General features: G+C 64.8%; 18 protein-coding genes. 12 read left to right on the top strand and 6 right to left on the bottom strand.

Going from position 1 to position 26,025, the window contains the following annotated elements; translation table 11 throughout:
• Nucleotides 1-74 precede the first annotated feature (74 nt).
• From AC1AV0_RS03875 to AC1AV0_RS03855, 5 genes are all read left to right on the top strand, one after another.
• Nucleotides 75-1,610 carry a glycoside hydrolase family 43 protein gene (locus tag AC1AV0_RS03875; protein ID WP_476571283.1) on the top strand — a complete coding sequence of 512 codons (1,536 nt, stop codon included), beginning with the start codon at nt 75-77 and terminating at the stop codon, nt 1,608-1,610.
• A gap of 91 nt (nt 1,611-1,701) precedes the next feature.
• On the top strand, nt 1,702-3,768 hold the full coding sequence (locus tag AC1AV0_RS03870) for a beta-galactosidase (protein WP_476571281.1): 2,067 nt from the start codon (nt 1,702-1,704) through the stop codon (nt 3,766-3,768).
• Nucleotide 3,769: 1 nt separating this feature from the next.
• Nucleotides 3,770-4,804, top strand: a complete 1,035-nt coding sequence (locus AC1AV0_RS03865) for a LacI family DNA-binding transcriptional regulator (protein ID WP_476571279.1) — start codon at nt 3,770-3,772, stop codon at nt 4,802-4,804.
• A gap of 232 nt (nt 4,805-5,036) precedes the next feature.
• On the top strand, nt 5,037-6,797 hold the full coding sequence (locus AC1AV0_RS03860; RefSeq protein ID WP_476571277.1) for an extracellular solute-binding protein: 1,761 nt from the start codon (nt 5,037-5,039) through the stop codon (nt 6,795-6,797).
• 211 nt (nt 6,798-7,008) lie between these two features.
• Entirely contained in the window at nt 7,009-7,911 is a 903-nt protein-coding gene (locus AC1AV0_RS03855; RefSeq protein WP_476571275.1) for an ROK family protein, read from the top strand.
• Here AC1AV0_RS03855 and AC1AV0_RS03850 read toward each other — a convergent pair.
• From AC1AV0_RS03850 to AC1AV0_RS03840, 3 genes are read right to left on the bottom strand one after another with little or no spacing between them, the layout of a single operon-like run.
• A complete protein-coding gene (locus AC1AV0_RS03850; RefSeq protein WP_476571274.1) occupies nt 7,889-8,683 on the bottom strand; it encodes a TetR/AcrR family transcriptional regulator in 795 nt (264 codons plus the stop codon). The genes AC1AV0_RS03855 and AC1AV0_RS03850 overlap by 23 nt on opposite strands.
• 35 nt (nt 8,684-8,718) lie before the next feature.
• A complete protein-coding gene (locus AC1AV0_RS03845; RefSeq protein WP_476571272.1) occupies nt 8,719-9,549 on the bottom strand; it encodes an alpha/beta hydrolase in 831 nt (276 codons plus the stop codon).
• Nucleotides 9,550-9,589: 40 nt separating this feature from the next.
• Nucleotides 9,590-12,112 (bottom strand): glycoside hydrolase family 94 protein, encoded by a 2,523-nt coding sequence (locus AC1AV0_RS03840; RefSeq protein WP_476571270.1) that lies wholly within the window; start codon nt 12,110-12,112, stop codon nt 9,590-9,592.
• 327 nt (nt 12,113-12,439) lie between these two features.
• Here AC1AV0_RS03840 and rsmI point away from each other — a divergent pair, with 327 nt between their 5' ends.
• Nucleotides 12,440-13,447: a 16S rRNA (cytidine(1402)-2'-O)-methyltransferase gene (gene rsmI / locus AC1AV0_RS03835; protein ID WP_476571268.1), complete on the top strand. Its 1,008-nt coding sequence runs from the start codon at nt 12,440-12,442 to the stop codon at nt 13,445-13,447.
• A 98-nt stretch (nt 13,448-13,545) separates the two neighbouring features.
• Here the strand turns inward: rsmI and AC1AV0_RS03830 are convergent, their stop codons facing one another.
• Together AC1AV0_RS03830 and AC1AV0_RS03825 are read right to left on the bottom strand one after the other, a co-directional pair.
• Nucleotides 13,546-13,926 carry a variant leucine-rich repeat-containing protein gene (locus AC1AV0_RS03830; RefSeq protein WP_476571266.1) on the bottom strand — a complete coding sequence of 127 codons (381 nt, stop codon included), beginning with the start codon at nt 13,924-13,926 and terminating at the stop codon, nt 13,546-13,548.
• Nucleotides 13,923-14,723, bottom strand: a complete 801-nt coding sequence (locus AC1AV0_RS03825; protein ID WP_476571264.1) for a hypothetical protein — start codon at nt 14,721-14,723, stop codon at nt 13,923-13,925. Before AC1AV0_RS03825 ends, AC1AV0_RS03830 begins: the two co-directional genes overlap by 4 nt.
• 185 nt (nt 14,724-14,908) lie before the next feature.
• Between AC1AV0_RS03825 and metG the strand changes: the two genes are divergently transcribed.
• Both metG and AC1AV0_RS03815 read left to right on the top strand, forming a co-directional pair.
• Nucleotides 14,909-16,768, top strand: coding sequence for a methionine--tRNA ligase (metG, locus tag AC1AV0_RS03820; RefSeq protein WP_476571262.1), 1,860 nt, complete (start codon nt 14,909-14,911; stop codon nt 16,766-16,768).
• A 387-nt stretch (nt 16,769-17,155) separates the two neighbouring features.
• Entirely contained in the window at nt 17,156-19,360 is a 2,205-nt protein-coding gene (locus tag AC1AV0_RS03815) for a right-handed parallel beta-helix repeat-containing protein (protein ID WP_476571260.1), read from the top strand.
• Nucleotides 19,361-19,512: 152 nt separating this feature from the next.
• Here AC1AV0_RS03815 and AC1AV0_RS03810 read toward each other — a convergent pair whose 3' ends face one another.
• Nucleotides 19,513-20,592, bottom strand: a complete 1,080-nt coding sequence (locus AC1AV0_RS03810) for a LacI family DNA-binding transcriptional regulator (RefSeq protein WP_476571258.1) — start codon at nt 20,590-20,592, stop codon at nt 19,513-19,515.
• A 55-nt stretch (nt 20,593-20,647) separates the two neighbouring features.
• Here AC1AV0_RS03810 and AC1AV0_RS03805 point away from each other — a divergent pair, with 55 nt between their 5' ends.
• From AC1AV0_RS03805 to AC1AV0_RS03790, 4 genes are all read left to right on the top strand, one after another.
• Nucleotides 20,648-21,607 carry a TatD family hydrolase gene (locus AC1AV0_RS03805; RefSeq protein ID WP_476571256.1) on the top strand — a complete coding sequence of 320 codons (960 nt, stop codon included), beginning with the start codon at nt 20,648-20,650 and terminating at the stop codon, nt 21,605-21,607.
• Between the two features lie 154 nt (nt 21,608-21,761).
• A complete protein-coding gene (locus AC1AV0_RS03800; protein WP_476571254.1) occupies nt 21,762-24,059 on the top strand; it encodes a KUP/HAK/KT family potassium transporter in 2,298 nt (765 codons plus the stop codon).
• Between the two features lie 236 nt (nt 24,060-24,295).
• Nucleotides 24,296-25,165, top strand: a complete 870-nt coding sequence (locus tag AC1AV0_RS03795) for a class II glutamine amidotransferase (protein WP_476571252.1) — start codon at nt 24,296-24,298, stop codon at nt 25,163-25,165.
• 28 nt (nt 25,166-25,193) lie between these two features.
• Nucleotides 25,194-25,898 (top strand): HD domain-containing protein, encoded by a 705-nt coding sequence (locus AC1AV0_RS03790; protein ID WP_476571250.1) that lies wholly within the window; start codon nt 25,194-25,196, stop codon nt 25,896-25,898.
• Nucleotides 25,899-26,025: the final 127 nt, after the last annotated feature.

The following is a 26,025-nucleotide window of genomic DNA, read 5'->3' as shown; positions in this document are numbered from 1 at the left end:
CGATTGAAGAACCAAACGCGAGGGAGAGGCAGCGATTATGTCTCTCCCTCGCTCGTTGCAAGGGAGCAGCATCCATGACCTTATTCAACGTCAAGCCGGCGCGGCGCATCGCCTCCGGATTCCACCCCGACCCCACCATCTGCGAAAAGCCCGAGGGCGGCTATCTGATGGTGAACAGCTCGTTCGAGTACTTCCCCGGTCTGCCGGTGTTCGAAAGCGCGGACGGCGAGCATTGGACGAAAATCGGTGACGCGATGGACCGCGCCAGCCAATTCCCCTACGAGTCGATGGACAACAACCAGGGCATCTACGCGCCCACGCTGCGCTGGTGCGACGGCACGTACTATCTCATCGTCACCAATGTGAACACCGGCAATATGATCCTCACCTCCACCGACCCCCATGCCGGCTGGTCGGATCCGATCTGGGTGGAGGGATGGCCCGGCATCGACCCCAGCCTGTTCTTCGACGATGACGGCAAGGCCTATATCTGCGGCAACGAGGGCGGCGGCGAGGACGAGCCCGCCGGCATCTACCTGTCCGAAATCGACGCGGCGAGCGGCACCGTGCTCACCGAGCGTCGCCGCATCTGCGCGGGCATCACCGGATCCAACCCCGAGGGGCCGCATCTGTACAAGCGCGGCGGCACATACTATCTGATGTGGGCCGAGGGAGGCACCGAATCGGGCCATATGGAGAACATCGCCCGCGCAGACAACCCTTACGGGCCGTATGAGATGTATCCGGGCAATCCGCTGATCACCAACCGCAGCACCCACCTGACGCTGCAGGCCATCGGGCACTGCGACTGCGCCCACTTCGAGTCCGACCGCACGCTGATGGTGTTCCATGGCACCCGCAACAACGACGAGTATCCCGCCCAGGGCTGGGTGGGGCGCGAACCCTACGCCGTCTGGTTCGATTGGAAGGATGGATGGCCGGATCTCGCCGACCAGTCCTACGACTGCGCGCTGGTCGGCGACGGCAGCTCGCTGGAGCAGGCGGTCGCGTGGGTGACGCCCGCCATCGATACGGAGAATCGCCACCGCGTCGAATCGTCGAATGCGACGGATGGTTCGGCGACGATCGCCGTGCGGGCCCAGGAGCAGGATTTCGGACTCGCGCACGGAGCTCCGCTGATCGGCACGCGACAGACCGACGTGCGGTTCGACTTCCAGGCCACGCTGACCAATCCGAAAAGCCTGCAGACGGGGCAGACCGGTGTGGTGGTGTACGCCAACGCGGGCCACTACCTCACCCTCGCCGCCCACGCGGCGAACAACGGCACCGTGACCGTGGAGGCCAGCGTGCATAACGCCGGACTGGCCACCACAATCGGCATGACCAGCCTGCCTTCGGCGCCGACGCTGACGTTGGTTGTGCGCGGCGACGATCGCGGCTACCATTTTGAGGCGCGCTCCGCCGACAACGAGGCGACCGTGCCGCTGGGATTCGCGCCCGGCAAGGTGCTTGCGTTCGCCAACGCGGGCGGATTCACCGGCGTGCTGCTCGGCGTGTACGCGCACGGCAGCGGCGAGGTGGCCTTCCATGACGTGACCTACCGCGCGCCGGGTGAGGAGTCGCCGAACGCGGCGGACTCCGCCCGTTAAGCCGGTCCTGTGCCCTGCCCGGCGGTTCTGCCGACCCCGCACCCGCCCCATATCACCCGTTCATACCCCACCATCACTAAGGAGACCCGCGATGCAACCCCTGTTTGACAGCTTCCTTTTCGGCGGCGACTGGAACCCCGAGCAGTGGCCCGAGGAGACCTGGGAGCGCGATATCGAGATGCTCGAGCACGCGCATATCAACGAGGTCACGATCAACGTGTTCTCGTGGACGCTGCTGCAATCCAAGGAAGGTGAATACGACTTCGCCGCGCTGGACAAGATCGTGGATCTGCTGGTGCGCCACAAGTTCAACATCGTGCTCGCCACCGCCACCGCCGCGCTGCCGGCCTGGCTGGTGCGCACCCACCCCGAGATCATCCGCACCGAAGCCAACGGCCGACGCCACGTCTTCGGCGGCCGCCACAACTTCTGCCCGAACTCCGCCGTGTTCCGCGAGCTCTCCGGCGAACTCGCCTCGCGTCTCGCCGAACGCTACGCGGGCACCCCGGGCCTGAAGGCATGGCATATCGGCAACGAATACGGCGGCGGTGGCGGCATGTGCTACTGCGAGACGTGCGCCGAGGCCTTCCGCGAATGGCTGCGCGGCAAATACGGCACGCTGGAGGCGTTGAACCAGGCGTGGTGCGCGAACTTCTGGAGTCATACGATTCTCGACTGGGCCGACGTGGTGCCGCCGGTGGAATACGGCGACGGCATCGGCACGGAGAAGTCGGTGATCTCCGGCCTGCTGATGGACTACCGCCGCTTCCAGAACGAGTCGCAGCTCGCCTGCTATGTGAACGAGCGTGACGCGGTGCGCCGCCATGACGGAGCGACCCCGATCACCACGAATCTCATGGGCACGTTCAAAGACCTCGACTACTTCGCTTGGGGCCGCGAGCTGGATGTGGTCAGCTGGGACAACTACCCCGGCATGGACATGCCCTCCAGCTTCACGGCCATGTGCCACGACCTGATGAGAGGTGTGGGCGGCGGCAAGCCGTTCATGCTGATGGAGCAGACGCCGAACCAGCAGAACTGGTTCCCCTTCTGCAAGGTCAAGCGCCCCGGCGAGGTGCGTGCGCTGAGCTGGCAGGCGGTGGCCCACGGCGCCGACACGGTGCAGTTCTTCCAGATGCGCCAGTCGATCGGCGGTTGCGAGCGCTTCCATGGCGCGGTGATCGGCCACGACGGCACCGAGGATTCCCGGGTGTTCCGCGAGACGGCGGCCCTCGGCGCCGAACTGGAGCGCGTGGGCGCCCGGTTGATGGGCTCCCGGACGCACGCCCGCGTGGCCGTGATGTTCGATTGGGAGAGCTACTGGTCGCTTGAAGGATGCGTGGGTCCGACCAAGGGATTCCAGTATCCGCAGGAGGTGCACCGCTTCTACCGCGCGCTGCACCGGCGCAATGTGTCGGTCGACATCATCGCCAGCACCACGCCGGCCGCGGAGCTCAAGCGCTATGCGATGGTGGTCGCGCCCGCGCTGATCATGGTCAAGCCCGGCGTGGCCGAGGCCCTCGAGGAGTATGTGCGCGAGGGCGGCCGCTTCGTGACCGGCTATATGGCGGGCATCCACAACGAACATGACTTGGTGGTGCCCGGCGGCTACCCCGGCGAACTGCGCGACGTGTGCGGCATGTGGGTCGAGGAGATCGACGCGCTCGCCCCGGGCGAGGCGATCGAGGTGCGTCTGGGCGGCGAGCTGGGCGGCGGCCTGGCCCGTGGCGAGATCGTCGCCAGCATCATGCATCTCGAGGGCGCGCGTGCGCTGGCCACATACGGTGGTGAGGAGTTCTACGCCGACACCGCCGCGCTGAGCGTCAACGAATTCGGCCAGGGCCGGGCGTATTACGTCGGCGCTCCGCTGGACGAGGCCGGTATGGACGCGTTCTTCGGCGCGCTTGTCGACGAGCTGGGCGTCTTCGCCTTCGAAACGCCGGAAGGCGTGGAGGTGATGGCTCGCCATGGCGACGACGGCACGGATTTCGTGTTCGTGCTGAATATGACCGGCGAGACGCGGCGCGTGCAGATGCCGGCCTGCGTTGCCGAAGAAGCGGACGCCCTGCTGAGTGGCACGGAGGGCGACGCCGCGGGCGGCGAGCGTGAGCTGGCCCCCTACGGCGTGGAAGTGTTCGCCGTGCGATGCCGGGAATAAAGTGCCGGGAATAAAGGAGGTCGCGGCCCGCGCGGGCGTATCGGTCAGCACCGTCTCGTATGTGATGAGCGGCAAACGCTCCGTCAGCGGCGAGACGAAGCTGAAGGTGATGCAGGCCGCGCGGGAGCTCGGCTACCATGCGCGCGGCGAAACGCATGCCGTGCGGGGCGAGCGCGCCGGCGTGATCGCGATGAGCTCGCCGATCGACGATGACACCGACTACATGTACTGGGCGCCGTTCTGCTTCGCCATCGCCAAGCAGGCCCGCAAACGCGGCTACGACGTGCTGGTGATGACCGAGGGAACCGCGAGCACGGATATCATGCGCATGGCGGATTCGGGCGCGGTGGACGGCGTGGTGCTGCTGGACGTCTCGCTGGAGGATCCGCGCGCGGCCGACGCCCGGATCTCGCGTGTGCCGGTCGTTTCGATCGGCTGCCCGCGCGAGGTAGGCGGGCTGGTGGCCATCGATCTTGATTTCGAGAGGATGGGGCGCAAGGCGATCGACGTGCTGCGCCGTTTCGGCCACCGGCATGTGCTGTTCGTCGGCTCGCCGGTGGCCGCCTACCTCTCGCAGGTGAACTTTCTGGTGCGCACCAGGGACGCCATTATGGCGCGGGCGCGCGCGGTGGGCGTCGAGGTGACGTTCGTGACCATGCGCGACGGCGGCACCGAGGACGTCACGCGCATCGTGGAGAGCGCGTTCGAACAGGATCCGCAGATCACCGCGGTGATCGGGCAATGCGATGTGACCGCCCTGTCGAACCTCGCCTCGCTGCTGCAATTCCAAGGCAAAGACGTGCCCCGCGACATCTCCATGCTCATGCTGGGTTCGTTCGGCCACGCCTCCGCCATGGGCGAGAAGATCGATGAGATTCCGATGCAGCCATACAGCACCTGCAACCGAGCCGTGGATGTGCTGGTGGATCTGATCGAGGGCAGGCGCCGCCGCCGTCCGGAGGGGGATGTGGAGCTGATGCCGGTGTCGTATCTGCGCCGGGGCAGTGTGGCTCGGGCGAAGGGGACCGAAGGCTGATTGCGTGGACTGACCGCGTGGACTGATCGCGCGGTCTGATCGCGCGGGCGGCCGGCGGGATCGCATGAGGCGGGGCAACTGCATTGAATGGGGCAATCGTCGAAAATCGTCGAAATAATTCGTGCGTGCCAACGGGCCCGCCATAGTCTGAATATCGAGTCATATCGCGCCGGCTCCGGTATCAACGAGGATGGGCGGCGCGTGTGTTCGGCAAAGAAAGCGAGGAAGCATCATGAAGCATCTAGGCAGGAAAGTGGTGGCCGGAATCGGTGTTTTGGCCATGTTCGCGTCGATGGCGGCCTGCGGCGCCGACACCGCCGCCGACGGTCCCGACGACGGTTCGGAGATGACGGTCGAGGTCTTCGACGCGCTCGCCAACTACCAGGGTGAGCAGAAGGGCTGGTTCGCCAAGCTCGTCAAAGACAAGTTCAACATCACGCTCAACATCGTGGCCCCGAACGTGGCCGGCGGTGGCAGCACGCTGTTCGACACCCGTTCCGCCGCGGGCAATCTGGGCGACATCATCATCATGGGCAGCGGCAGCGGACAAGCCGAGGATGTGGTGAAGGCCGGGCTGGTGGCCGACATCAGCGAATACATCGACGACACGGAATACCTCAAGCAGTATCAGGGCGCGATCGACGAGCTCACGGCCACCGCCAACCAGGAAAGCGGCGTGTGGGGCATCCCGACCTCCGTCTCGTCCCTGTCTCCCACGGAATCCAGCGAAGGCGTGGAGCCGACCTTCGGCCCGTTCGTGCGCTGGGACTACTACCAGGCGATCGGATACCCCGAGGTGGGCACGCTGGAGGACCTGCTGCCGGTGCTTAAGCAGATGCAGGACAAGGCCCGCGAAACCGAGGGCACCAACGACATCTACGCGCTGTCGCTGTTCAAGGATTGGGACGGCGAGGCCATGCAGAACGGCTACCAGTTCCCCGCGTTCTACGGCTACGCCGAGGGCATCGGCTATGTGCTGTCCAACGCCGCGGGCGACGACTACCAGTCGCTGATCGACGAGGACGGCCAGTACGTGCGCGCGCTGAAGTTCTTCAACAAGGCCTACCAGATGGGACTGGTGGATCCGGAATCCACCACGCAGAACTACGACACCATGTACTCCAAGTACAAGGAGGGCAAGGTGCTGTTCTCCTTCTGGCCGTGGCTGGGGCAGGCGGCCTACAACACCACCGACCATAAGGAGGCCGGCCAGGGCTTTATGATGCTCGACATCGACGATATGACCATCGCCTCGAAGGGCGCCCAGCCCAACGGCACCAGCACCTTCATCGCCATCGGCGCCAAGGCGAAGAACAAGGAGCGTCTGGTCAAGTTCATCGACTGGCTGTACTCGCCCGAAGGCATCCAGGCCTCCGGTTCGCAGACCAACGGCGCGGCCGGACTGCAGGGCCTGACGTGGGATGTCGACGAGGAAGGCAAGCCGTATCTGACCGACTTCGGCGTCAAGGCCGTCTCCGGCGAAAGCGTGACCGTGCCGGAGGAATACGGCGGCGGCGACTACACCACCGGCGCCTCCCAGCTCAACGTCAGCACCGTGCTCAACAAGGACATCGACCCGAACACGGGCGTGGCCTACAACTACCAGATGTGGGATTCCGAACTGGCCAAGCGCGACACCGCGCTCGACGTGGACTGGCAGGAGCATATGGGCGGCGCCCGCACCACCATGGAATATCTCGAATCGTCCGGCAAGCTGGCGGTGATCCCGGGCGCCACCTATAGCGCGCCCGACGAGGATTCCAAGATCTCCGCGGTGCGCGGGCAGATCAAGACCTCGGTGGTCAACGCGTGCTGGCAGGCGGTGTTCAGCGCCAGCGACGCGGAATTCGACCAGGTGTGGTCCGACGCCGTGGCGAATATCGAGTCGCTTGGCTACGACGAGGTGTATCAGGTCGATCTGGCCAACAGCAAGGAGATGACCGCGGCTCGCCAGGCGGTTAAGGAGCAGTACGAGAGCCAGAGCCAGGAGTAGGCGAGGCGACTCTCCCGATTCCCGATGGGCGCGCTCGCCTGCGCAGGTGGAATGTGACGGAGCCGGAGAACCTTTTGATGGACGGGTTCTTCGGCTCCGTCGTTTTTTATGTGGGTGTATGGGCCTGTTGTGGGAATGGACGGAGGAGGGCTTGTATGGGGGAGGTCTTATTGAGCTATAGTTAAATAACTCGATAAGGAGAGGAGGGGTGATGGCCGTTTCGTCGCGCGTGCTCGCGTTTGATGTGGGGCTGCATTTCATTCGGTATTCGCTGTTCGATGATGGGCGGCAGGGGCTGCCCGGCACCATCCCCACGCCGGTGGACAGCACGGAATCCTTCTATCGTGCCCTGGCCGACGTGGTGAAATCGCAGGACGGTCCGCTCGCGGGCGTGGCCATCAGCTTCCCCGGATTCGTCGACACCGCGCGCCAACGCGCCGTCACCGCCGGGCCTCTACCTCTGCTGTACCGCCACGCCATCGGCGACGAACTCAACAACTATCTGGATTCGCCGCTGCCCATCTGGCTGGAGAATGATGCGAACTGCGCGGCCATCGCGGAGAAGATGAGCGGCAACGCGAAGAAACTGCAGGATTTCGTCCTGGTCGCCATCGACACCGGCATCGGCGGCGCCATGTTCCTCGACGGACGGATCCACCGCGGACGCGACTGGCGCGCCGGCGAATTCGGCATGATGATGATCAACTACGAAACCGGCGGCATGAGCAATCTGCACGACTATGCGTCGATGACCAAACTTAAGCAGATGTACGCCGACGAGTTCGGCGTGCTCGAGGACGCGGTGGTGCCCAGCGCGCTGTTCCGTCGCCTGGACGAACCCCGCGTGCGCGCGGTGGTGGAACGATGGGCGGACTATCTCGCGGTCGGCATTTTCAATATCGTGACCGCGACCGACCCCGAATGCGTGCTGCTGGGCGGCGCGATCAGCCGCGAGGTGACTCTGCTGCCCTTGGTGCGCGACGCCTTGGAGCGCATCCCCAACTGGAAGGACTTCCACACGCCGGTCAAACGCTGCCGCCACTCAGGCAACGCCGGTCTGATCGGCGCGTACTACGCGTTCGTCGGCGAGGTTATGAACGGGAGTGCAGCGTAAGGGGCAGCAGACAGCCGTCCGATCCGGCGTCGTACTCGTCCGGGGCGCGCAGTCCCTCCCATTCGCGTGCGGGGAACAGCTCGTCGGAGAAGTGGAGCCACTCCTCGAGCATGTTGAAGGAATCGTCCGCCAGCCAACGGTATTGCAGGCCGTCCATCGCGGACATGGCGAGCATATGCATATGGCAGAAGCGCTCCAGATCGAAGCTGCTTGGCAGCGCCCAATCCATCGAACGCACCAGCTCCCAGTTGCGCTGGTGGCGGCCGACGAAGAACTCATGGGCCGGATGGTCGGGCGTCAGCCCCTCGCCGTTAAGCGTGGAGAACAGACGCACCAATTCCGGGCGCTGCAGGTTGTACAGCACGATATTCAGGCAGTATCGCGGGAAGAACATGACGCGATGGCCGTCGCAGTCGGTGAGCGTGGCCGACGAGGCGTTGAACTCGTCCGCGTCCGGGGTGTCGTAGCCCTCGGCGAGCACCATGCGCAGCAGGTCGTCCTTGGAGCGGATGTAATGGTACAGCGCCGCCTCGGTGATGCCGATTTCGTCGGCGATGTCCTGCAGGGCCATGCCCCAGAATCCCTTTTCGGCGATGACCTTCGTCGCCGCCTCGAGAATCTGCAGATGACGCTCCTCGGGAGTCATGCGTTTGCGTTTCTCGAAGGTCTTGCCGGCGGATACGTCGCGCGCCACCGCGTTGACGGCGGTGCGCGACGCCGACTGGCGATTCGTTCCCTCGTCGAGGAATGCGTTCCAAGCGGCGACGACCATGTCAGCTCCCTTATGCGATATGCGTAACGAATATCCTACCTGTCCGCCGCGCTGAACGTGCGCGCCAGCCAGTCGGCGGCCAAGTCGGGCCACACCTGGATGCAGGGGAAGATGTTGCCCTGCCCGCCCCACGCGGTTTCCTCGGTGCCCAACGCCAGACCATGCCCGCCTTCGGGGAACAGATGCGCCTCGACGCTCACATCGGCGGCCTTGCACGCCTGGATCAGCATCAGCGTGTTCTCCACCGGCACGCAATCGTCGGGCATCGTGTGCCAGACGAACACCGGCGGCGTCTTCGTGTCGATATGCTTCTCGATGGACAGCGCCTCCAGCGCCTCCGGATTGCCTTCGCGCTCGCCGAGCAGCATCTCGAAGCTGCCGCGGTGGGCGAACGGGCCGGAGGTGACCACCGGGTAGGCGAGCATCAGCGCGTTCGGACGCACGGCGTCCGGATCGTAGCCGTGCTCGCGCAGGTCGTCGTCACCGGCCGTGGTGGCGAGGTTGGCGGCAAGGTGGCCGCCGGCGGAGAAGCCGATCACCGCCACCTTGCCCGGATTCACATGCCATTCGTCCGCATGCCCGCGGATCAGACGCATCGCCTCGGCCGCCTCGACCAGAGCCGTGGGGTAGAGGCTGGGCGCCACCGAATACCGCAGAACGAACGCGTTGTAGCCGGCGGCCACGAATTTGAGCGCGATCGGCTCGGCCTCGCGGTCGGAGGTCATCGCGTAGCCGCCTCCGGGAACGACCAGCACCGACGGGCGTCGGCGGTTCGGGTCGACCTCGGGGCTGTTGTCGATGCAGTAGCCGATGAGCAGCGCCTCGCTGCCGTCGATGCCCGCGATGGTGCGTTCGAAATAGCGCATGATATGTGGTTCCTCCTTGACTTGCCGCCGGTCCGCCGCGTCAGAACGTGACCTGGACGTCCACGATGCCTTCGCCTGCGATAGTACCGCCCGCGTTGGTCGGAGCGGGGATGACCGCGCCGTCGACCCGGTTGCCGCCCACGCTCAGCGTGCGCTCGCCGGTGCGGCGCATGGCGATGCGGTAGACGGTGCCGCGGTAGGAACGCGTGACGGTGAGGTTCTGGAACTCCTCGGGCAGATGGGGCTCGATGGCCAGTCCGTCGAGCGTGGGACGCACGCCGAGCAGATACTGCGAGACGTCCACGAAGGTCCACGCGGCGGTGCCGGTCAGCCAGGAGTTCTTGCCTTCGCCCGGCGTCGGCGACTCGGGGCCGGCGACCATCTGGCAGTAGGCGTACGGCTCCACGCGGCGGATCTCGGACTTGTCCTCCAGCCAGGCCGGGCAGTTGCGCGTGTAGACGGCGAAGGCCTCGTCGTCGTTGCCGGCGAGCGCGTTGGCGATGGAGATCCACGGATTGTTGTGGCAGAAGATGCCGCCGTTCTCCTTGTATCCGCGCGGGTAGGTGCTGATTTCGCCCAGTTCGATGCGGTAGGTGGAGTAGGCGGGGGCGAGGATCGCGGTGCCCCAATCGCAGGTGAGGCGGTTCTTGACGGAGGCCAGCGCCTGCTGCGCCTTGCCGTTGTCGAGGCCGATGCCCGCCATCACGCACATGCCCTGCGGTTCGATGTAGATCTGGCCTTCGGTGTCGGCATGGGTGCCCACGGGGCGCGAGTAGGCGTCCCAGGCGCGCAGGAACCACTCGCCGTCCCAGCCGCCGTTCTCCACGGCTTCGGTCATGTCGGCGATGGCGGAGCGGATGGCCGCGGCTTCGGCTGCGGCTTCGGCCTCGCTCATGCCGGCCTGGACGCCGTGGCGTTCGAGGATGTCGGCGTACTGGCCGCCGTAGAGCACGAACATGCCGCCGATGAACACGGATTCGGCGATGCCGGTGTCGTTGTTCTCCACCGTTTGGAAGCTTTCGCCCGGCGTGGAGGAGAAGCAGTTGAGGTTCAGGCAGTCGTTCCAGTCCGCGCGGCCGATGAGCGGCAGGCCGTGGGGGCCGCGGTGGTTGATGGTGAAGTTCACGGAGCGGCGCAGGTGCTCCAGCAGCGGCTTCTCGGAGCCTTCGACGTTGTTGAACGGCACCGGTTCGGCGAGGATGCCGGCGTCGCCGGTTTCGGCGATGTACGCGTACACGCCGGCCACCAGCCACAGCGGGTCGTCGTTGAAGCCTCCGCCGATGTCGGCGTTGCCCTTTTTGGTCAGCGGCTGGTACTGATGCCAGGCCGAGCCGTCCTCCATCTGGGTGGAGGCGATGTCGATGATGCGTTCGCGCGCACGCTGCGGCACCAGGTGCACGAAGCCGAGCAGATCCTGGTTGGAGTCGCGGAAGCCCATGCCGCGTCCCATGCCGGATTCGTAGTACGAGGCGGAGCGGGACATGTTGAAGGTGACCATGCACTGGTACTGGTGCCAGATGTTGACCATGCGGTCGAGCTTCTCATTGCCGGATTCCACATTGTAGATGCCGAGCAGATCGTTCCAGTAGGCGTTGAGTTCCGCCAGTGCGGCGTCCACGAGTTCGGTGGTGTTCAGTCGGGAGAACAGTTCGTGCGCGGGCGTCTTGTTGATGATGCCGACCTTGGCGGGGTCGGTGGGATCCTCCCACTTGCTCTCGTTCGGCACTTCGATGTAGCCGAGCGTGAACACCAGCGTTTCGCTGGCGCCGGGGGCGAGGGTCACGCGCACGCGGTTCGCCGCGATCGGGTACCAGCCGTGCGCCACGGAATCGCGCGCCTTGCCGTCCGTGATCGCCTGCGGGGTGTCCCATCCGTTGAACTGGCCCAGGAATTCGTCGCGGCTGGTGTCGAATCCGATGGTGGGGTGGTTTACCGCGAAGAAGGCGTAGTGGTCGCGGCGCTCCTTGAATTCGGTTTTGTGGTAGAGCAGGGTCGCGCCGTCGCGCTGCTCCACCTCGACCTCGCCGGTCGAGAGGTTGCGCTGGAAGTTCGTCGAATCGTCGACCGCGTTCCACAGACACCATTCGACCGCGCCCGTCACGTCGATGACGCGGGTTTCGCTGGTGGTGTTGGTCAGGGTGAGTTTGTTGACCTCGGCCGAGGTGCGCAGCGGCACGAACGCGGTGAGGGAGGATTCGATGCCGCCACGGCTCGCCTCGAACACGGTGTATCCGATGCCCTGACGGCAGCGGTAGGAGTCGAGCGGAGTTTTGGCCGGCAGGAAGGTGGGCGACCAGGTTTCGACCGGAGCGAGCTCGTCGCCGTCGCCGCCCATCAGCGTCAGATAGTAGGATCGCGCGCCGGTGTCCGAAGGCACGTTGTTGTAGCGGTATCGGGTGATGCGGCGGAGTTTGGCATCCTTGTAGAACGAATAGCCGCCGCCGGTGTTCGAAATCAGCGAGAAGAAATCCTCGTTGCCGAGATAGTTGATCCACGGCAGAGGAGTGGCGGGGGTTTCGATCACGTATTCACGCGCCGCGTCGTCAAAATGGCCGTACTGCATTGTAGTCCTTTCCAGGCTGCTTCATTGCGTCTGTATGTGTGGATGCATTCAGTGTAACACATTATTTATAAGGTTATAAATAAGAGTTTTCGGATAGTGTCGCGTGCGTTGGGCGGCGGCCGCACGGCAGGTGTCTCCCGCCCCTGCCGTGCGACCCTTTTGTGTGGTCGAAACGAACATGACAATCGGCAATATGGCGAGATTCCGTCAAAACTCGCAATGTTCGATTGTTACGTACCTGTTCGGAAAGGTCGCACGTCGCCTGCTTTGGGGAAGACCCGTGCGCGGCCGGTTGTGCCGGGCTTGGGAGATACTGGGCGTATGACGATGGATGAGCAGACAGATCAGTTCCGCAGCGACCTCGCGGATGGGCAGGTGGCAGACGGTACCTCCGCAAATGAATCCCCGGTGGATTATCCCGGGCAATCCTCCGACTCCGCCCGCCGCGTCGTCATCCCCAAGGGGACCGTGGTGCTGGCGGCCACGCCGATCGGCAACTCATCCGACGCCTCCGACCGGCTTAAGGCCCTGCTGGAAGGCGCGGATATCGTCGCCGCGGAGGACACCCGCCGTCTTTTCGACCTCGCGAACCGGCTGGGCGTGCGGGTGGGCGGCCGCGTCATCGCCTACCACGACCACAACGAGCGCGACAAATCCGACGGCCTGCTCGACCAGGTCGAAACCGGCGCGACCGTCCTCGTCGTCTCCGACGCGGGCATGCCCACCATCAACGATCCCGGGCTTGCGATCGTGCGCCGCGCCATCGAACGTGGCCTGCCCGTCACCTGCGCGCCCGGCCCCTCCGCGGTGCTTGATGCGCTGGCCTTGTCCGGACTGCCGACCGACCGCTTCTGCTATGAGGGCTTTCTGCCGCGCAAGCATGCCGAACGCATGCAGCATCTGCGTTCCCTGCAGGGCGAGCGCCGCACCATCGTTTTCTATGAGACGCCCCACCGCATCGCCGACGCGATGGACGACCTGCTGGAGGGCTTCGGCCCGGACCGCCCGATGGCGCTGTGCCGCGAGCTGACCAAGGAATATGAGGAGATTCGCCGCGGCAGCATCGCGCATATCCGCGAGACGGTGGCTTCCGATCCGCCGCGCGGCGAGATGGTGCTGGTGATCGGCGGCGCGTCCGACGAGGAGGCGCAAGCCGCCGCTCCCGCCTCGCTTTCCGTCGAGGATATGGCCGTGCTGGCCATCGACCGCGCGCTGGAGGAGGGATTGCGCATCAAAGAGGCGATTTCGCAGGTCGTCGAGGAGCATCCCAACCCCGACGGCAGCCTCGCCAACCGCAAGCAGGTGTATGCGGCGGTACTGAAGCTCAAAGGCTGATGCCGCGCCTCGTCCAGCGGGGAATCACTGCGTGGCGGCGGCCCGCGGCTGACGTTGGTCTGGCTCCGTCGTGGCAGCAGCGTCTCTCGCCGTCACGCCTACTCGTCCTCAAGCGAGTCCAGCAGCACCTCCAACGCCCGACGCACGCCCGGCCCGCCCTGCTGGGAGACGAACTCCAATAATTCGGCGTCGGCCCGCGGATTGGCCACCAGCCAACGGCGTAACTCCGGCGCTTCGCGGGCGATATGCCACAGCAGCTGCGCGTCGGTCGCCGGATCGCACGCCACCAAAGGGGTTAGCGCGATCGGCGGGGCGGGCGGAGGCGTCGCTGCGCGCATCGCGCCACGCATCGCACCGCGCACGGACGGGGAGCCATCAGCCTCCGCCACGCCCTCCTGTCCCAGAACGCGACGCAGCCGGTGCGTGTGGCGCAGCTGGCTGAGCCGCCGCGCCTTACGCGCCCTCCGCCGCGGCGTCATGCCGTGACCGCCATCGCCTGCGGGCGCAGCGTCGGAACCACCGAACGGATGGATGCCGCCGTGCAGGAGGGGATAAGCCGCATGTCGAAGGACTCGTCCAGCGGCGCGGCGAACGCCCCGTCGGGCGGCTCTCGGAGCAGGTCGCGCTGCATGGATTCGAAGAACAGGCGGGCGCGGGCGGCGAATTTGTGGTAGCGGTGCTGCCGCACGATATTCAGACAATCCGCGGGATTGAAGCGGTATATCGACATCAGCGCGCCGATGGTCTCCTGGGTTTCGAGCGGATCGGGAAGGTCCTCCGGCATCATCAGCAGGTCGCAGGCCGTGCGCTGCGGCGTGGTGAGCGAGAGGTTGGCGATGCGCATCACCTGGTCGTCCGCCGTGCGGCGCTTGAACACGCGGATCCTGCGGCCCACGCTGATGGAGCGGAAATGCGATTTGGAGATCACGTCAAGCGTGCGTGGGAACGCGCCGCCCAGCCACACCCACGCGGCGGTCGCCGAGCAGGCGACGGTCGAATAGGGCGTCACGCTGGCCACGACCGTCGCACGCCCGTACAGGGTGTCGCCGTGGTCGCTCCAATAGCCGGCGGTTTCGTCGAGTTTGCGCAGCGTGCCGAACATGGACAGCCGGTTGAGGCTCAGCGGCCCCGGCAGGTCCTTGGTATAGAGGATGGGCGGCGTCATGGGGTGGACCGGATCGGAGGGCGACTGCGGCGTCGGGGCGACCGTCGCATCGTCGCGTACGGCTTGGCCGGGCGGGTTCGCCGCCACGGCGGTGGTGGGTGAATCAATCATGAGGGCGACCATAGGCATGCGTGTGTGGGCCTCGCCACAGGCCCATGCGAATTGGTGGATAAGTGGACAACTTTTTCCGCGCGAGGCCGTTATGTGGATATGTCGGTGGATTGCCCGCCCGCGCGTGTGGGCCGCGCTGGATGCGGGAGGCCGCCTGTCCCCGCCGCGCCTGATAATCGTGGACTATGAGTCATGTTTTGGTGAATGTTGCTTGGCCGTACGCGAACGGCCCCCGTCATATCGGACACGTGGCCGGTTTCGGCGTGCCCTCCGATGTCTACGCGCGCTACGAGCGCATGAAGGGCAACGACGTGCTGATGGTGTCCGGAACCGACGAGCACGGCACTCCGATCCTCGTCGAGGCGGAGAAGGAAGGGCTGAGCGCGCAGGAGCTGGCGAACCGCTACAACCGCGTGATCGCCAAGGACCTCGCCGATCTGGGCCTGAGCTACGACCTGTTCACCCGCACCACCACCGGCAATCACGAGCATGTGGTGCAGGAGCTGTTCAAGCAGTGCCTCGACAACGGCTACATCTACAAGGGCACCCAGCAGGTGGCGATCTCCCCGTCCACGGGCCGCACTCTGCCCGACCGCTACATCGAAGGCGAGTGCCCGATCTGCCATACCGAAGGCGCGCGTGGCGACCAGTGCGACGCCTGCGGCAACGAGCTCGACCCGGACGAGCTGATCAACCCCGTCTCCAAAATCAACGGCGAAACCCCGCGCTTCGAGGAGACCGAACACTACTTCCTCGACCTGCCCGCGCTCGCCGAAGCCAACAAGGCGTGGCTTGAGACCCGCAAGGGCTGGCGCACCAACGTCATCAACTTCTCGCTCGGCCTGTTCGCCGAGGTCAAGCCGCGCGCCATCACCCGCGACATCGACTGGGGCATCCCCGTGCCGGTGGCCGGATGGATCGACAACCCGAATAAGAAACTGTACGTGTGGTTCGACGCGGTGATCGGCTACCTGTCGGCCTCCATCGAATGGGCCCGCCGCAAGGGCGACCCGGAGGCGTGGCGCGCCTGGTGGAACGATCCGGCCACCCCGGGCTACTACTTCATGGGCAAGGACAACATCACCTTCCATTCGCAGATCTGGCCCTCCGAGATGCTCGCCTACAACGGCGACGGCTCCAAGGGCGGCGAAACCGGCGAATATGGCCCGCTGAACATGCCCGAGCAGGTTGTGGCATCCGAGTTCATGACCATGGAGGGCAAGAAGTTCTCCTCCTCGCGCGGCATCGTCATCTATGTGAAGGACATCCTCGCGCGCTACCCCGTGGACGCCGTGCGCTACTACATCTCCGTGGCCGGGCCGGAATCCTCCGACTCCGACTTCACGTGGGCCGAGTTCGTGCGCCACAACAACGAGGAGCTGGCCGCCTCCTGGGGCAATCTGGTCAACCGCGTGGCCAATCTGATCCATAAGAACTTCGGTGCGATCCCCGCGCTGGACGAGGATTCGATGACCGAGATGGACCGTGGGCTCTTGGAGGAGACCGCCGCCGCGTTCGACGTGGTCGGCGCATCCATCGAGGCGCACCGTCAGAAGAACGCGCTGGGCGAGGCCATGCGCGTGGTCGGCGACATCAACAAGTACATCTCCGCCACCGAACCGTGGAAGATCAAGGACGACGAGGCGCGACTGGCCACGGTGCTGCACGTCGCCGCGCAGGCCGTCTCCGACGCGAACCACCTGCTCGCCCCGTTCCTGCCGCACGCCGCGCAGAAGGTGTGGGAGGCGCTCGGCGGCACCGGCGTGTTCTCGCCGCTGCCCGAACTGCGCGAGGTTGAGGATCTCGACAAGCCGGGCTTCACCTATCCGATCATCACCGGTGACTACGAGCTGGGTGTGAACGTGCATCCGTGGAAGAGCGAGCCGATCGAGGTCGGCGCGCCCGTCGCCAAGCCCGAGCCGATCTTCGCGAAGATTCCGAAGGAGGCCGTGGAGGAGGAGCTGGCGCGATTCGATGCCGAGCTCGCCGCGCGCCGCGAGGCCGAAGCGCAGCGCCTGGCCGCCGAACAGGCCAAGCTCGCCTGATTGACGTCGGCGGAGGACGGGCATCACAAACCCGTTACAAACCGTCAAGTCAATTCACAGGAACACGCATCGTACCGCCAAGGAAAGGGCGGTTATATAGAACATGTCAGCAGTTGAACCTGCTGGTGAGGTTCCCAAGAACCCCATAACTGAACCCTTCTTCTCTCTTCTCTCTCACCCGGCGGCTCCCTCCGCCGGGTTTCTCTTTGTTCGGGCCGGTGCGAGTGCTGCTCGTTCCGATACGGGAATCCCCATGTGCGTGCGATTCGCGTATCTGATTGCGGAATCGCTGGCATTTGGTTATTCAAACGTTTGAATATAGAATGGTCGCCAGCGAGCCGGCAAGAAACGCCGGGCTTGTGCGAACCGCGAACGGAAGGAAGTTCAATGGCGATCTACCATGTTGCCCAACAAGCCGACGCACATGGCGAAGGCAGCGAAAACAAGCCCTTCGCCACCATCAACGAGGCGGCGGCCATCGCGCTCGCCGGCGATGAGATCGTGGTGCATGAGGGCGTGTACCGCGAATCCGTAGACCCCGCGCACGGCGGCGAAAGTGAGAGCAACCGCATCGTCTACCGCGCGGCCGATGGGGAGCATGTGACCATCACCGGTGCCGAACGCGTCACCGGTTGGGTGCAGGACGTCGTCAACCCGAATGTGTGGACGGTCACGGTGCCCAACACCTTGTTCGGCGCCTTCAATCCCTTCGCGCGCACGGTGTTCGGCGACTGGGTGGTCGACTCGAGCTCGCATGCGGCCACATTGCGCAGAAAGGCGCAAGGCGACGCCGAACTGGCTGAAGCCGAAGCCACTACCTCGACCAAGGCCGAAGCGTCCGCGGCCTCGGCAGACGGTGATGCCGCCGCCGCGGTGGACGCCGAAACGGCGGCCGGCATCCTCGCCGGCTATCCCGACGCCCCCGCATGCCATCTGGGCGACGTGTATCTCGACGGCAAATCCTTGTACGAGGCCTTCTCCCTGATCGAGGTGCTCGACCCCAAGCCGCGCCTCACCGGCCACGACCACGGCTCGTGGCTGGACGCGCCGATCGCGGACCGCGAAGGCAGCACCCACGTGTGGTACGCCGAGGTCAGCGGCGACGCCAACACCGGCAACACCACCATCTGGGCCAACTTCCAAGGCGCGGACCCCAACGAGCGTCTCGCCGAGATCAGCGTGCGCGAAACCGTGTTCTACCCGACCCGCCCGCAAATCAACTACATCACCGTGCGGGGCTTCGAGCTCGCGCAGGCCGCGACTCCTTGGGCTCCGCCCACGGCCGACCAAATCGGTCTGATCGGTGCGCATTGGTCGCGCGGATGGATCATCGAAAACAACGACATCCACGACGCGAAATGCTCCGCCGTCTCCCTCGGCAAGGAAGGCTCCACCGGCGACAACGACTGCACCGTGACCAGGCGCAAGTCCGGCTACCAATATCAGATGGAGGCCGTGTTCAAAGCGCTGCGATTCGGCTGGCGCAAAGGCGTGGTCGGCGGACATGTCGTGCGCGGCAACACCATCCACGACTGCGGGCAGAACGGCGTGGTGGGCCATATGGGCTGCGCGTTCAGCGTCATCGAGGGCAACCATATCTACAACATCGCCACCAAACATGAGTTCTGGGGCCATGAGATCGGCGGCATCAAACTGCACGCCGCCGTCGACACGGTGATCCGCGCCAACAACATCCACGACTGCACGCTGGGCACATGGCTCGACTGGCAGACGCAGGGCACGCATATCGACCGCAACGTCTACTGGAACAACACGCGCGACCTCATGGTCGAGGTGAGCCACGGCCCCTACACCGTGTCCAACAACGTGTTCACCTCCCCGCTCGCGCTCGATGTGTTCTCCGACGGCGGCGCGTACGTGAACAATCTCATCGCCGGCCAAATCAGGCTTATCCAGGTGCTGGACCGCTCCACCCCCTACCATTTCCCGCACACCACCGAGGTTGCCGGGTCGATGTTCGTCTACGGAGGCGACGACCGTTTTCTCAACAACCTGTTCGTCCGCCCCGCGGGCGCGCCGCCCGAAAGCGATGACCAGCACGGCTGGTGCTTCGTGGGACACGGCACGCGCGCCTACAATGTGCGCGCGCTGAACAGCGGGATGCGCGGCGTGGGAGAGCGGGGCGAGATCCCCTCGACATTGGAGGAGTACGAGCGGTTGGTCTCGCGCACGGTGACGGGCGACGAGGAGCAGTTCCGCGAGGTGCCGCAGCCGGTGTTCGCCCGCGACAACACCTATCTCGGCGGCGCGCGTGCGCTGCTGGGGGAGAGCGGCGCGCTGGAGTCAGGCGCCGAGGTCGAGGTGACGGTGCGCGGCGACGGCGACGCGGTGACGCTGACGGTCGGCACGCCCGGCATGGGGGCCGACGGGGTGGAGTTCGGCTCCGGTTCGATTGTGCGGACCTCGGATCTCGGTGTTCCCCGTGTGGTTGAGGAGCGGTTCGAGAACCCGGACGGCTCTCCGTTCGCGTTCGATGCCGATATCGTCGGCGACCCGCGTGACGAACGCTCCTCGCGTGGCCCGGTGGCCGCGCTGGAGCCCGGACAGGCCGCGGTGGTCTGGCGTCGGTGAGCCACGTCGTATGATCTACGTCGCGTGAGCCGTTTGCGTTTCGCGATATAGGACTTGGGCGGGTTGGTTGCGGTCGCGGCCAACCCGCCCGGTCGTATGATGGCGCGTTGTGACCGGAGACGGCGTTGCCTCAGCCGGTCGCGGACGCGTGCCTACCGACGTGCCGTGGACTCCCGCTGCATCAATGAGAAATCGGCGACCAGCCGACGCGGGGCGTCGTGTTCGACGCTGTCGCTTTCACCCTCGCCACCCGCCGCCGCGGGATGATCGATGCGCTCGATCAGCAGATCCAACGCCTTGCGCGCGTAATCGTCGTAATCGATGGCGATGGTGCTGATGGACGGCACCGTATAGGCGGTTTCCGCAATGCCATCGAAGCCGATGATCGCCACATCCTCGGGAACGCGGACGCCACGGTCGGCGAACCCACGCACGGCGCCCATCGCCACAACGTCGGTCATGCAGAACAGGCCGTCAATAGCCGCATCAGACCCACCCGCAAGCCCCGCATCCGCCAACCGTATCGCGGCAAGACGCGCGGCCTCGTAATCCCATGGGCACGGAATAATCGAGTCGGAAGGCAAGGGGAACCCCGCCTCGGCCAAAGCGCTCCCGCAACCCGCCAGACGCCGGTCGCAGAACGCGGTATTGCCCGAATCGGCATGACCGGACTTCGGCGGATTCGCGCCAAGCACGGCGATACGGCGGCATCCCACGCCCAGCAGATGCCGCACGGCGACCTGCGCCCCCTCGAAACTGGGCGTCACCACGGCATCGAACAGCGGCTCGGCGGCGAAATCCTCACACCACACCATCGGTTTGGTGCCCACATGCGCTTTAATCTCGGCGGGAGAGACGCTGCTGGGGCTGAAAATCAGACCATCGCAGAACTGGCTGGTCACCTGCTCCAACGAGCGCAGCTCCCCCTCGCGCGAGTTGACGGTCTGCTGCACGATGGTGTTCAGCCCGCGCTCGCCGGCCTCACGGGTAAGAGCGGCCGCCAAACGCATCGGCTGGCAGATGGACAATCCATACACGGCCACGCCGATCACGCCGTTGCGCCCGGCCTTGAGAATGCGTGCGGAAAGATTGGCCGCATAGCCGAGCTCCTCGGCCGCGCGCCGCACACGGGCGACGGTATCGGGCTGGAAGCGGGCGTCGCCGCGCAGCACATACGACACGGTGGACGGGGATACGCCGGCCCGCGTCGCCACATCACGCAAAGTAACCATATCTCCACCCTATATGCCTTACAAGAGAACTCGCTTGCGGTGTACGGTAGAACCCATGAGCAAGAACAAACACCGCGACAGAAGCTGGGCGCCGGCTCCGGAGGCGCTGCCCGAAGACGCCTGCACCATCGACAACCACACCCATCTGTCCTCCGTCGTGCCCTTTTCCAAGGCCGTCAGCCACGAGGCGGAAGCCAAAGGGCTGCCCGTGGTTCCCGTCTACGATGTGGACGAACTGCTCGCCCAGGCGCAATCCGTTGGGGTTGAGGGTATTATCGAGTGCGGTTGCGAGCTGCCGCACCTGATGACCGCCGTGCAGATGGCCCTCGATCATCCAGGTATCGTGCACGCGGCGCTCGCAATACACCCCAACGAGGCCGTGCGCCACGGTCACCGCGCCGTGCCTGGGCCCGACGGACTGCCGGTCACCTACAAGGACTACCACGACGTGAGCTTCGAGGACGCGCTCGCCGAAGTGCATTACCTTGCCGTCGCCTTTCCCGACCTGGTTGTGGCCATCGGCGAAACCGGCATGGACCTGTTCCGCACCGGCGAAGACGCGATGGAGCTGCAGCGCGAGGCCTTCCGCGCGCATATCTCCCTCGCCAAGGAACTCGGCCTGCCCCTGCAGATCCACGACCGCGACGCGCATCGCGAGGTCATCGAAACGCTGATCAGGGACGACGCGCCTTCGGACACCGTATTCCACTCCTATTCCGGAGACCGCGAGATGGCGCAGATCGCCAGCGAACACGGCTGGTATCTGAGTTTCTCCGGCACGGTGGGATACAAAGGCAACGAAAGCATCCGTGAGGCGGTGCGTGAAGTGGGGCTCGAGCACATCATGGTGGAGACCGACGCGCCCTACCTCACCCCCATGCCCTACCGCGGCCGCCCCAACGCGCCGTATATGATCCCCTACACGCTGAACGCGCTCGCCGAGGCGCTGGATATGCCCGTGGTCGAGGTGGCGCGCGCCACCCGCGAGTCCGTCACCACCGTCTACGGCCTGTGACGGAGATGCTTTTGCCCGGTTTGCCTGTGGGGCGCGACAGGCTTATACTGGCGGCTTGTTTGTGAGAAGTTCGTCGGGATACTAACGTATTCCATAAGGGTTCACATCGAACCGTTCATGAGCGGAGTGGATCTCCGCCAATGGAGGATGCGGCATGGCGGAGTCAACGCATAATAATAAGTCGCGCGCAACAACCCGTGATGATGAGGCCTTGCTCAGGGCCGACACCTTCACCAACGCGCCCAAAGTCTCCCGGCGCACGCTGACCCGCGAGGAGCGGGAAGAGCTTGCCAAGCAGCAGGAAGCCGAAAGCAAGGAGGCCGCGCGTCTCGCCAAAAGCCACACCCGCGGTCCCTTGGGCCGATGGTGGGCCCGACTGCAGTCCGGCCCCGACCGTTTCGGCTGGGGCATGGCCATCGTCGCGCTGGGTGTGGTCTACGGCGACATCGGCACCTCGCCGCTGTACACCGCGCAGGCCTTCCTCTCCGGCCAGGGCGGCATCGCGAATGCGGACCGCGAGGCCGTACTCGGCATGCTGTCGCTGGTGTTCTGGTCGATCACGCTGATCACCACCATCAAATACGTGCTGATCGCCATGCGCATCGACAACAACGGCGAGGGCGGCATCTTCGCGCTGTATTCGCTGATCCGCCGTCGCGGTGCGTGGCTGGTGATCCCCGCCATGCTGGGCGGCGCGGCGTTCCTCGCCGATTCGGTGCTCACTCCGGCCATGTCGATCAGCTCCGCCGTCGAAGGCTTGGAGACGATTCCGCTGCTGGAGCCGTTGTTCGAGGAGAACCCGATGCTGACGATGATGATCACCGCGGTGATCATTCTGGTGCTGTTCTCCATGCAGTCGCGCGGCACCGAACGCATCGGCAAGGTGTTCGGCTCCGTGGTGCTGGTGTGGTTCTCCTTCCTTGCGCTGGTGGGCGTGCTGAACCTGTCCCATGATTGGAGCGTGTTCGAGGCGTTGAACCCGGTCTACGGCGTCGAATTCCTGTTCAGCCCGCACAACGCCGCCGGCATCGCCCTGATGGGCACCGTGTTCCTTTCCATCACCGGTGCCGAGGCGCTTTACTCCGACATGGGCCATGTGGGACGCGGCAACATCTACTTCACCTGGCCGTTCATCAAGGTGGCGCTGGTGCTGTGCTACTTCGGCCAAGGCGCGTGGATTCTCGAGAACCAGAACAACCCAGCCTTCGCCGAAACAGCGACGCTCAATCCCTTCTTCCAGATGATGAGTCCCAACGTGCGCTACCTGGCCGTCGTGCTGTCGGTCGCGGCCGGCGTCATCGCCAGCCAGGCGCTGATCACCGGCGCGTTCACCATGGTCTCCGAGGCGACGCGCCTCAACTGGATGCCGCATCTGCAGGTGCGCTATCCGGCCCGCACCCGCGGCCAGCTGTACATTCCCGTCGTCAACATCGTGCTGTGCGTGGCCACGCTGGCGGTGCTCGCCATCTTCAAGGATTCCGAACACATCTCCGCCGCCTACGGTCTGGCGCTGACGATCACGATGATCACCACCACCGTGCTGCTGGGCGTCTACCTGTGGTATCAGGGCAAGCGCGTGTGGGCCGTGGTGTTCACCGTGCTGTTCCTCGCCATCCAGATGCTGTTCTTCGTGGCGTCCATGGCGAAGTTCCTGCACGGCGGTTGGTTCACCATCCTGCTCACGCTGGCGATTCTGTTCATCATGTACACATGGAACGAGGGCACCAAGCTGGAACGCGCCCAACGCCGCCACATGCAGCCGCAGGACTTCCTGCCCGCGCTCGACAAGCTGCACGGCGACTTCCGTGTGCCGTATTTCGCGGACAACATCGTCTACCTCACCTCCGATTGCGAGATGAAACGACTCGACACCGACATCTTCTTCTCGATTTTCGCCGACCACCCCAAGCGCGCCCGCGCCTGGTGGGCGGTGAGCGTGGAGACTTCGGACGAGCCGTTCACCCGCGAATACTCGGTGGAGGATTTCGGCACCAACTACGTGTTCCGCGTGCGCATTCGCTTGGGGTTCAAGGTGTCGCAGTCGATTCCCGCCTACCTGCACCAGATCATGCACGACCTGTCGAAGACAGGCGAGCTGCCCAAGCAGAAATCCGTCTATCCGAAGGTGGACGCCGATCCGGGCATCGGCACGATCCGCTACGTGCTGATCCACAAGGCGCTGATGCCGGAGTCGAAGGTGTCGCAGCGCGGCGCGCTGTCGCTGTCCGCCAAGTACGCGATTCGCCATGTGGCCGGCTCTCCGGTCAAATGGTTCGGACTGGCGCCCTACAATCCGCTGGTCGAAGTGCAGCCGCTGTTCGTGAGCACGCGCAGGCCTCCGCGTCTGCAGCGCACCGATGTGACGCAGCCCGCGCCCGTGCCTTCAATCGACAAGGTCAGCGCCGCAGCCGCGGCCGCCGCCAAAGAAGGCGCCGACAGACCAGCCGCATAAACCGGTTCGACACCCGCGATATCGGGCTTGAAAAAGCCCGATATCGAGTTTGGTGTGTGGCCCCGCGAAGAGGCGCTCGGCTAAAACGTTTGATCCGAAAGTTTGGTGTGCGAAATTCGCCTTATCCGGCGAAACCGGCACACCAAACTTGAATTCCGCTCTATATGAGGCGGTTATAGGCAATGGTTATAACCGCCGCCGCACGTCGTAACCTATGTGCGTTATGGTGAGCTGTTATGTGCAGATTACTGGGATACGCGACGGCCGGCGAGAACGCCAGTCTTTGCGATATCCTGGGCGATCAGCTCGTTAAGGACTTCTGCGAGCTCTCCGAAATCCATAACGACGGATGGGGTGTGGCCCAGGTCGTCAGCCCCGCCGAGCGCGCCAATGCAGCCGATGGCGGCGCGCCCACGCCCGAAACGAACACCAAACTGTACAAGTCAACCGTTCCCGCGCGCCACGACAGCACCTTCGAGACCATGTCTCGCGAGGCCGCGCGCGGCGCTTTGTGGCATCTGCGCCTCGCCAGCTCGAATCTGCCGTTGATTATGGAGAACCAGCAGCCGTTCTTCGCCAACGGGCTGAGCTTCATCCACAACGGCGACATCTCCGATTCGCACGGCCGCAACATCACCACCAACCGCACGTATCCGGTGAGCCAGCCCGTGTTCCTTTCCACCGGCGGACGCAGCGATTCCGCGATTTTCTTCGCGGTGATCCTCGAATACATCGGCTTCGGTTTCGCGCTCGACGAGGCCGTCTCGCAGGCGGTGCGCGAACTGCGCCAGGCGTATCCGCGCTCCAGCTACAACTGCATGATCCAAAGCAACGACCAGTTCATCGCCTTATGCGCGGCCGGCCGCGAACGCACCAGCGCGCGTATCGTGGAGGTCTACGAGGAGTACGGCCGCGGCGAGCAGGCGCACGACTACCGTGTGATGCGTTATCGCGAACTGCGCGACGAACAAGGACGCAATGCCGGCGTGGTGGTGACGTCGTCCGGATACGAGCAGCCGGCCGAAGCGGGCTGGGCCGATTTGGAGAACGACCAGATGATCGTCGCCTCCAACCGCGACGGCACCTTCCACCTACGCTCCATCTGATTCGCAACGCGCGGCATACAATGTGGGCATGAGCGGATTCGTGCCTACATTGGAGCAAGTCGACGAGCTGCATAGGAAAATCGCGCCTTCCGAGGCCGCCTATGAGCTGGTGCATACCCATTGCGTGATCGTGGCGCAGATCGCCTGCCAGTTGGCGCGTCGGCGCAACGCGCTGTTCGTGCGCCAATGCACGCTGCCACGGGGAGCTGAGGTGCCGCCGACCGACGGAGTGATGGGCGGTACCACGCCGCCGCGTCTGCTGGACGAGCATCTGACGCTGATTGGCGGCCTGCTGCACGATATCGGCACCTACCGCGTACTCAAACACGACGGCACTGACGGCGAGGAACTCAAGTTCAGCAAAAAACGCTATATTCTGCATGGTCTGCTGGGTTACGAGTATCTGATCGGCGAGGGTGTGCGTGAAGACATCGCCCAGTTCGCACGCAACCACACGGGCGTGGGCCTCACGCGCGAGGACGTGGAGCGCCAAGGGCTACCGCTGCCGCCCGACGACTACGTGCCGGCGAATCTCGAGCAGGAGGCGGTGATGGTGGCCGACAAATACCACAGCAAGTCGGTGCCGCCCAAATTCCTTTCCGTGGACGCTTATACGGCGCGCGCCGAACGCTTCGGTGAGGAGAACAAACGCCGCTGGCTGCAACTCGTCGAACAGTACGGCGTGCCCGACATCCCCGCGCTGGCCGCCCAATACGACATGCGCATAATCTGAACGCTGATCTCGGAACCTGCGTGACGGTTCAACAGTCATGAAGGCTGTCATTAGTTCGTCATGCATACGGTTCGTGGACGGTGCGCGGATTGGAGAGCGCGAGATGCCGCGGCTAGGCGATAGCCCA

The organism is Bifidobacterium sp. LH_558, assembly GCF_056356295.1.
The sequence above is the reverse complement of the archived record's forward strand: the minus strand, read 5'-3'. Positions and strand labels throughout refer to the sequence as shown.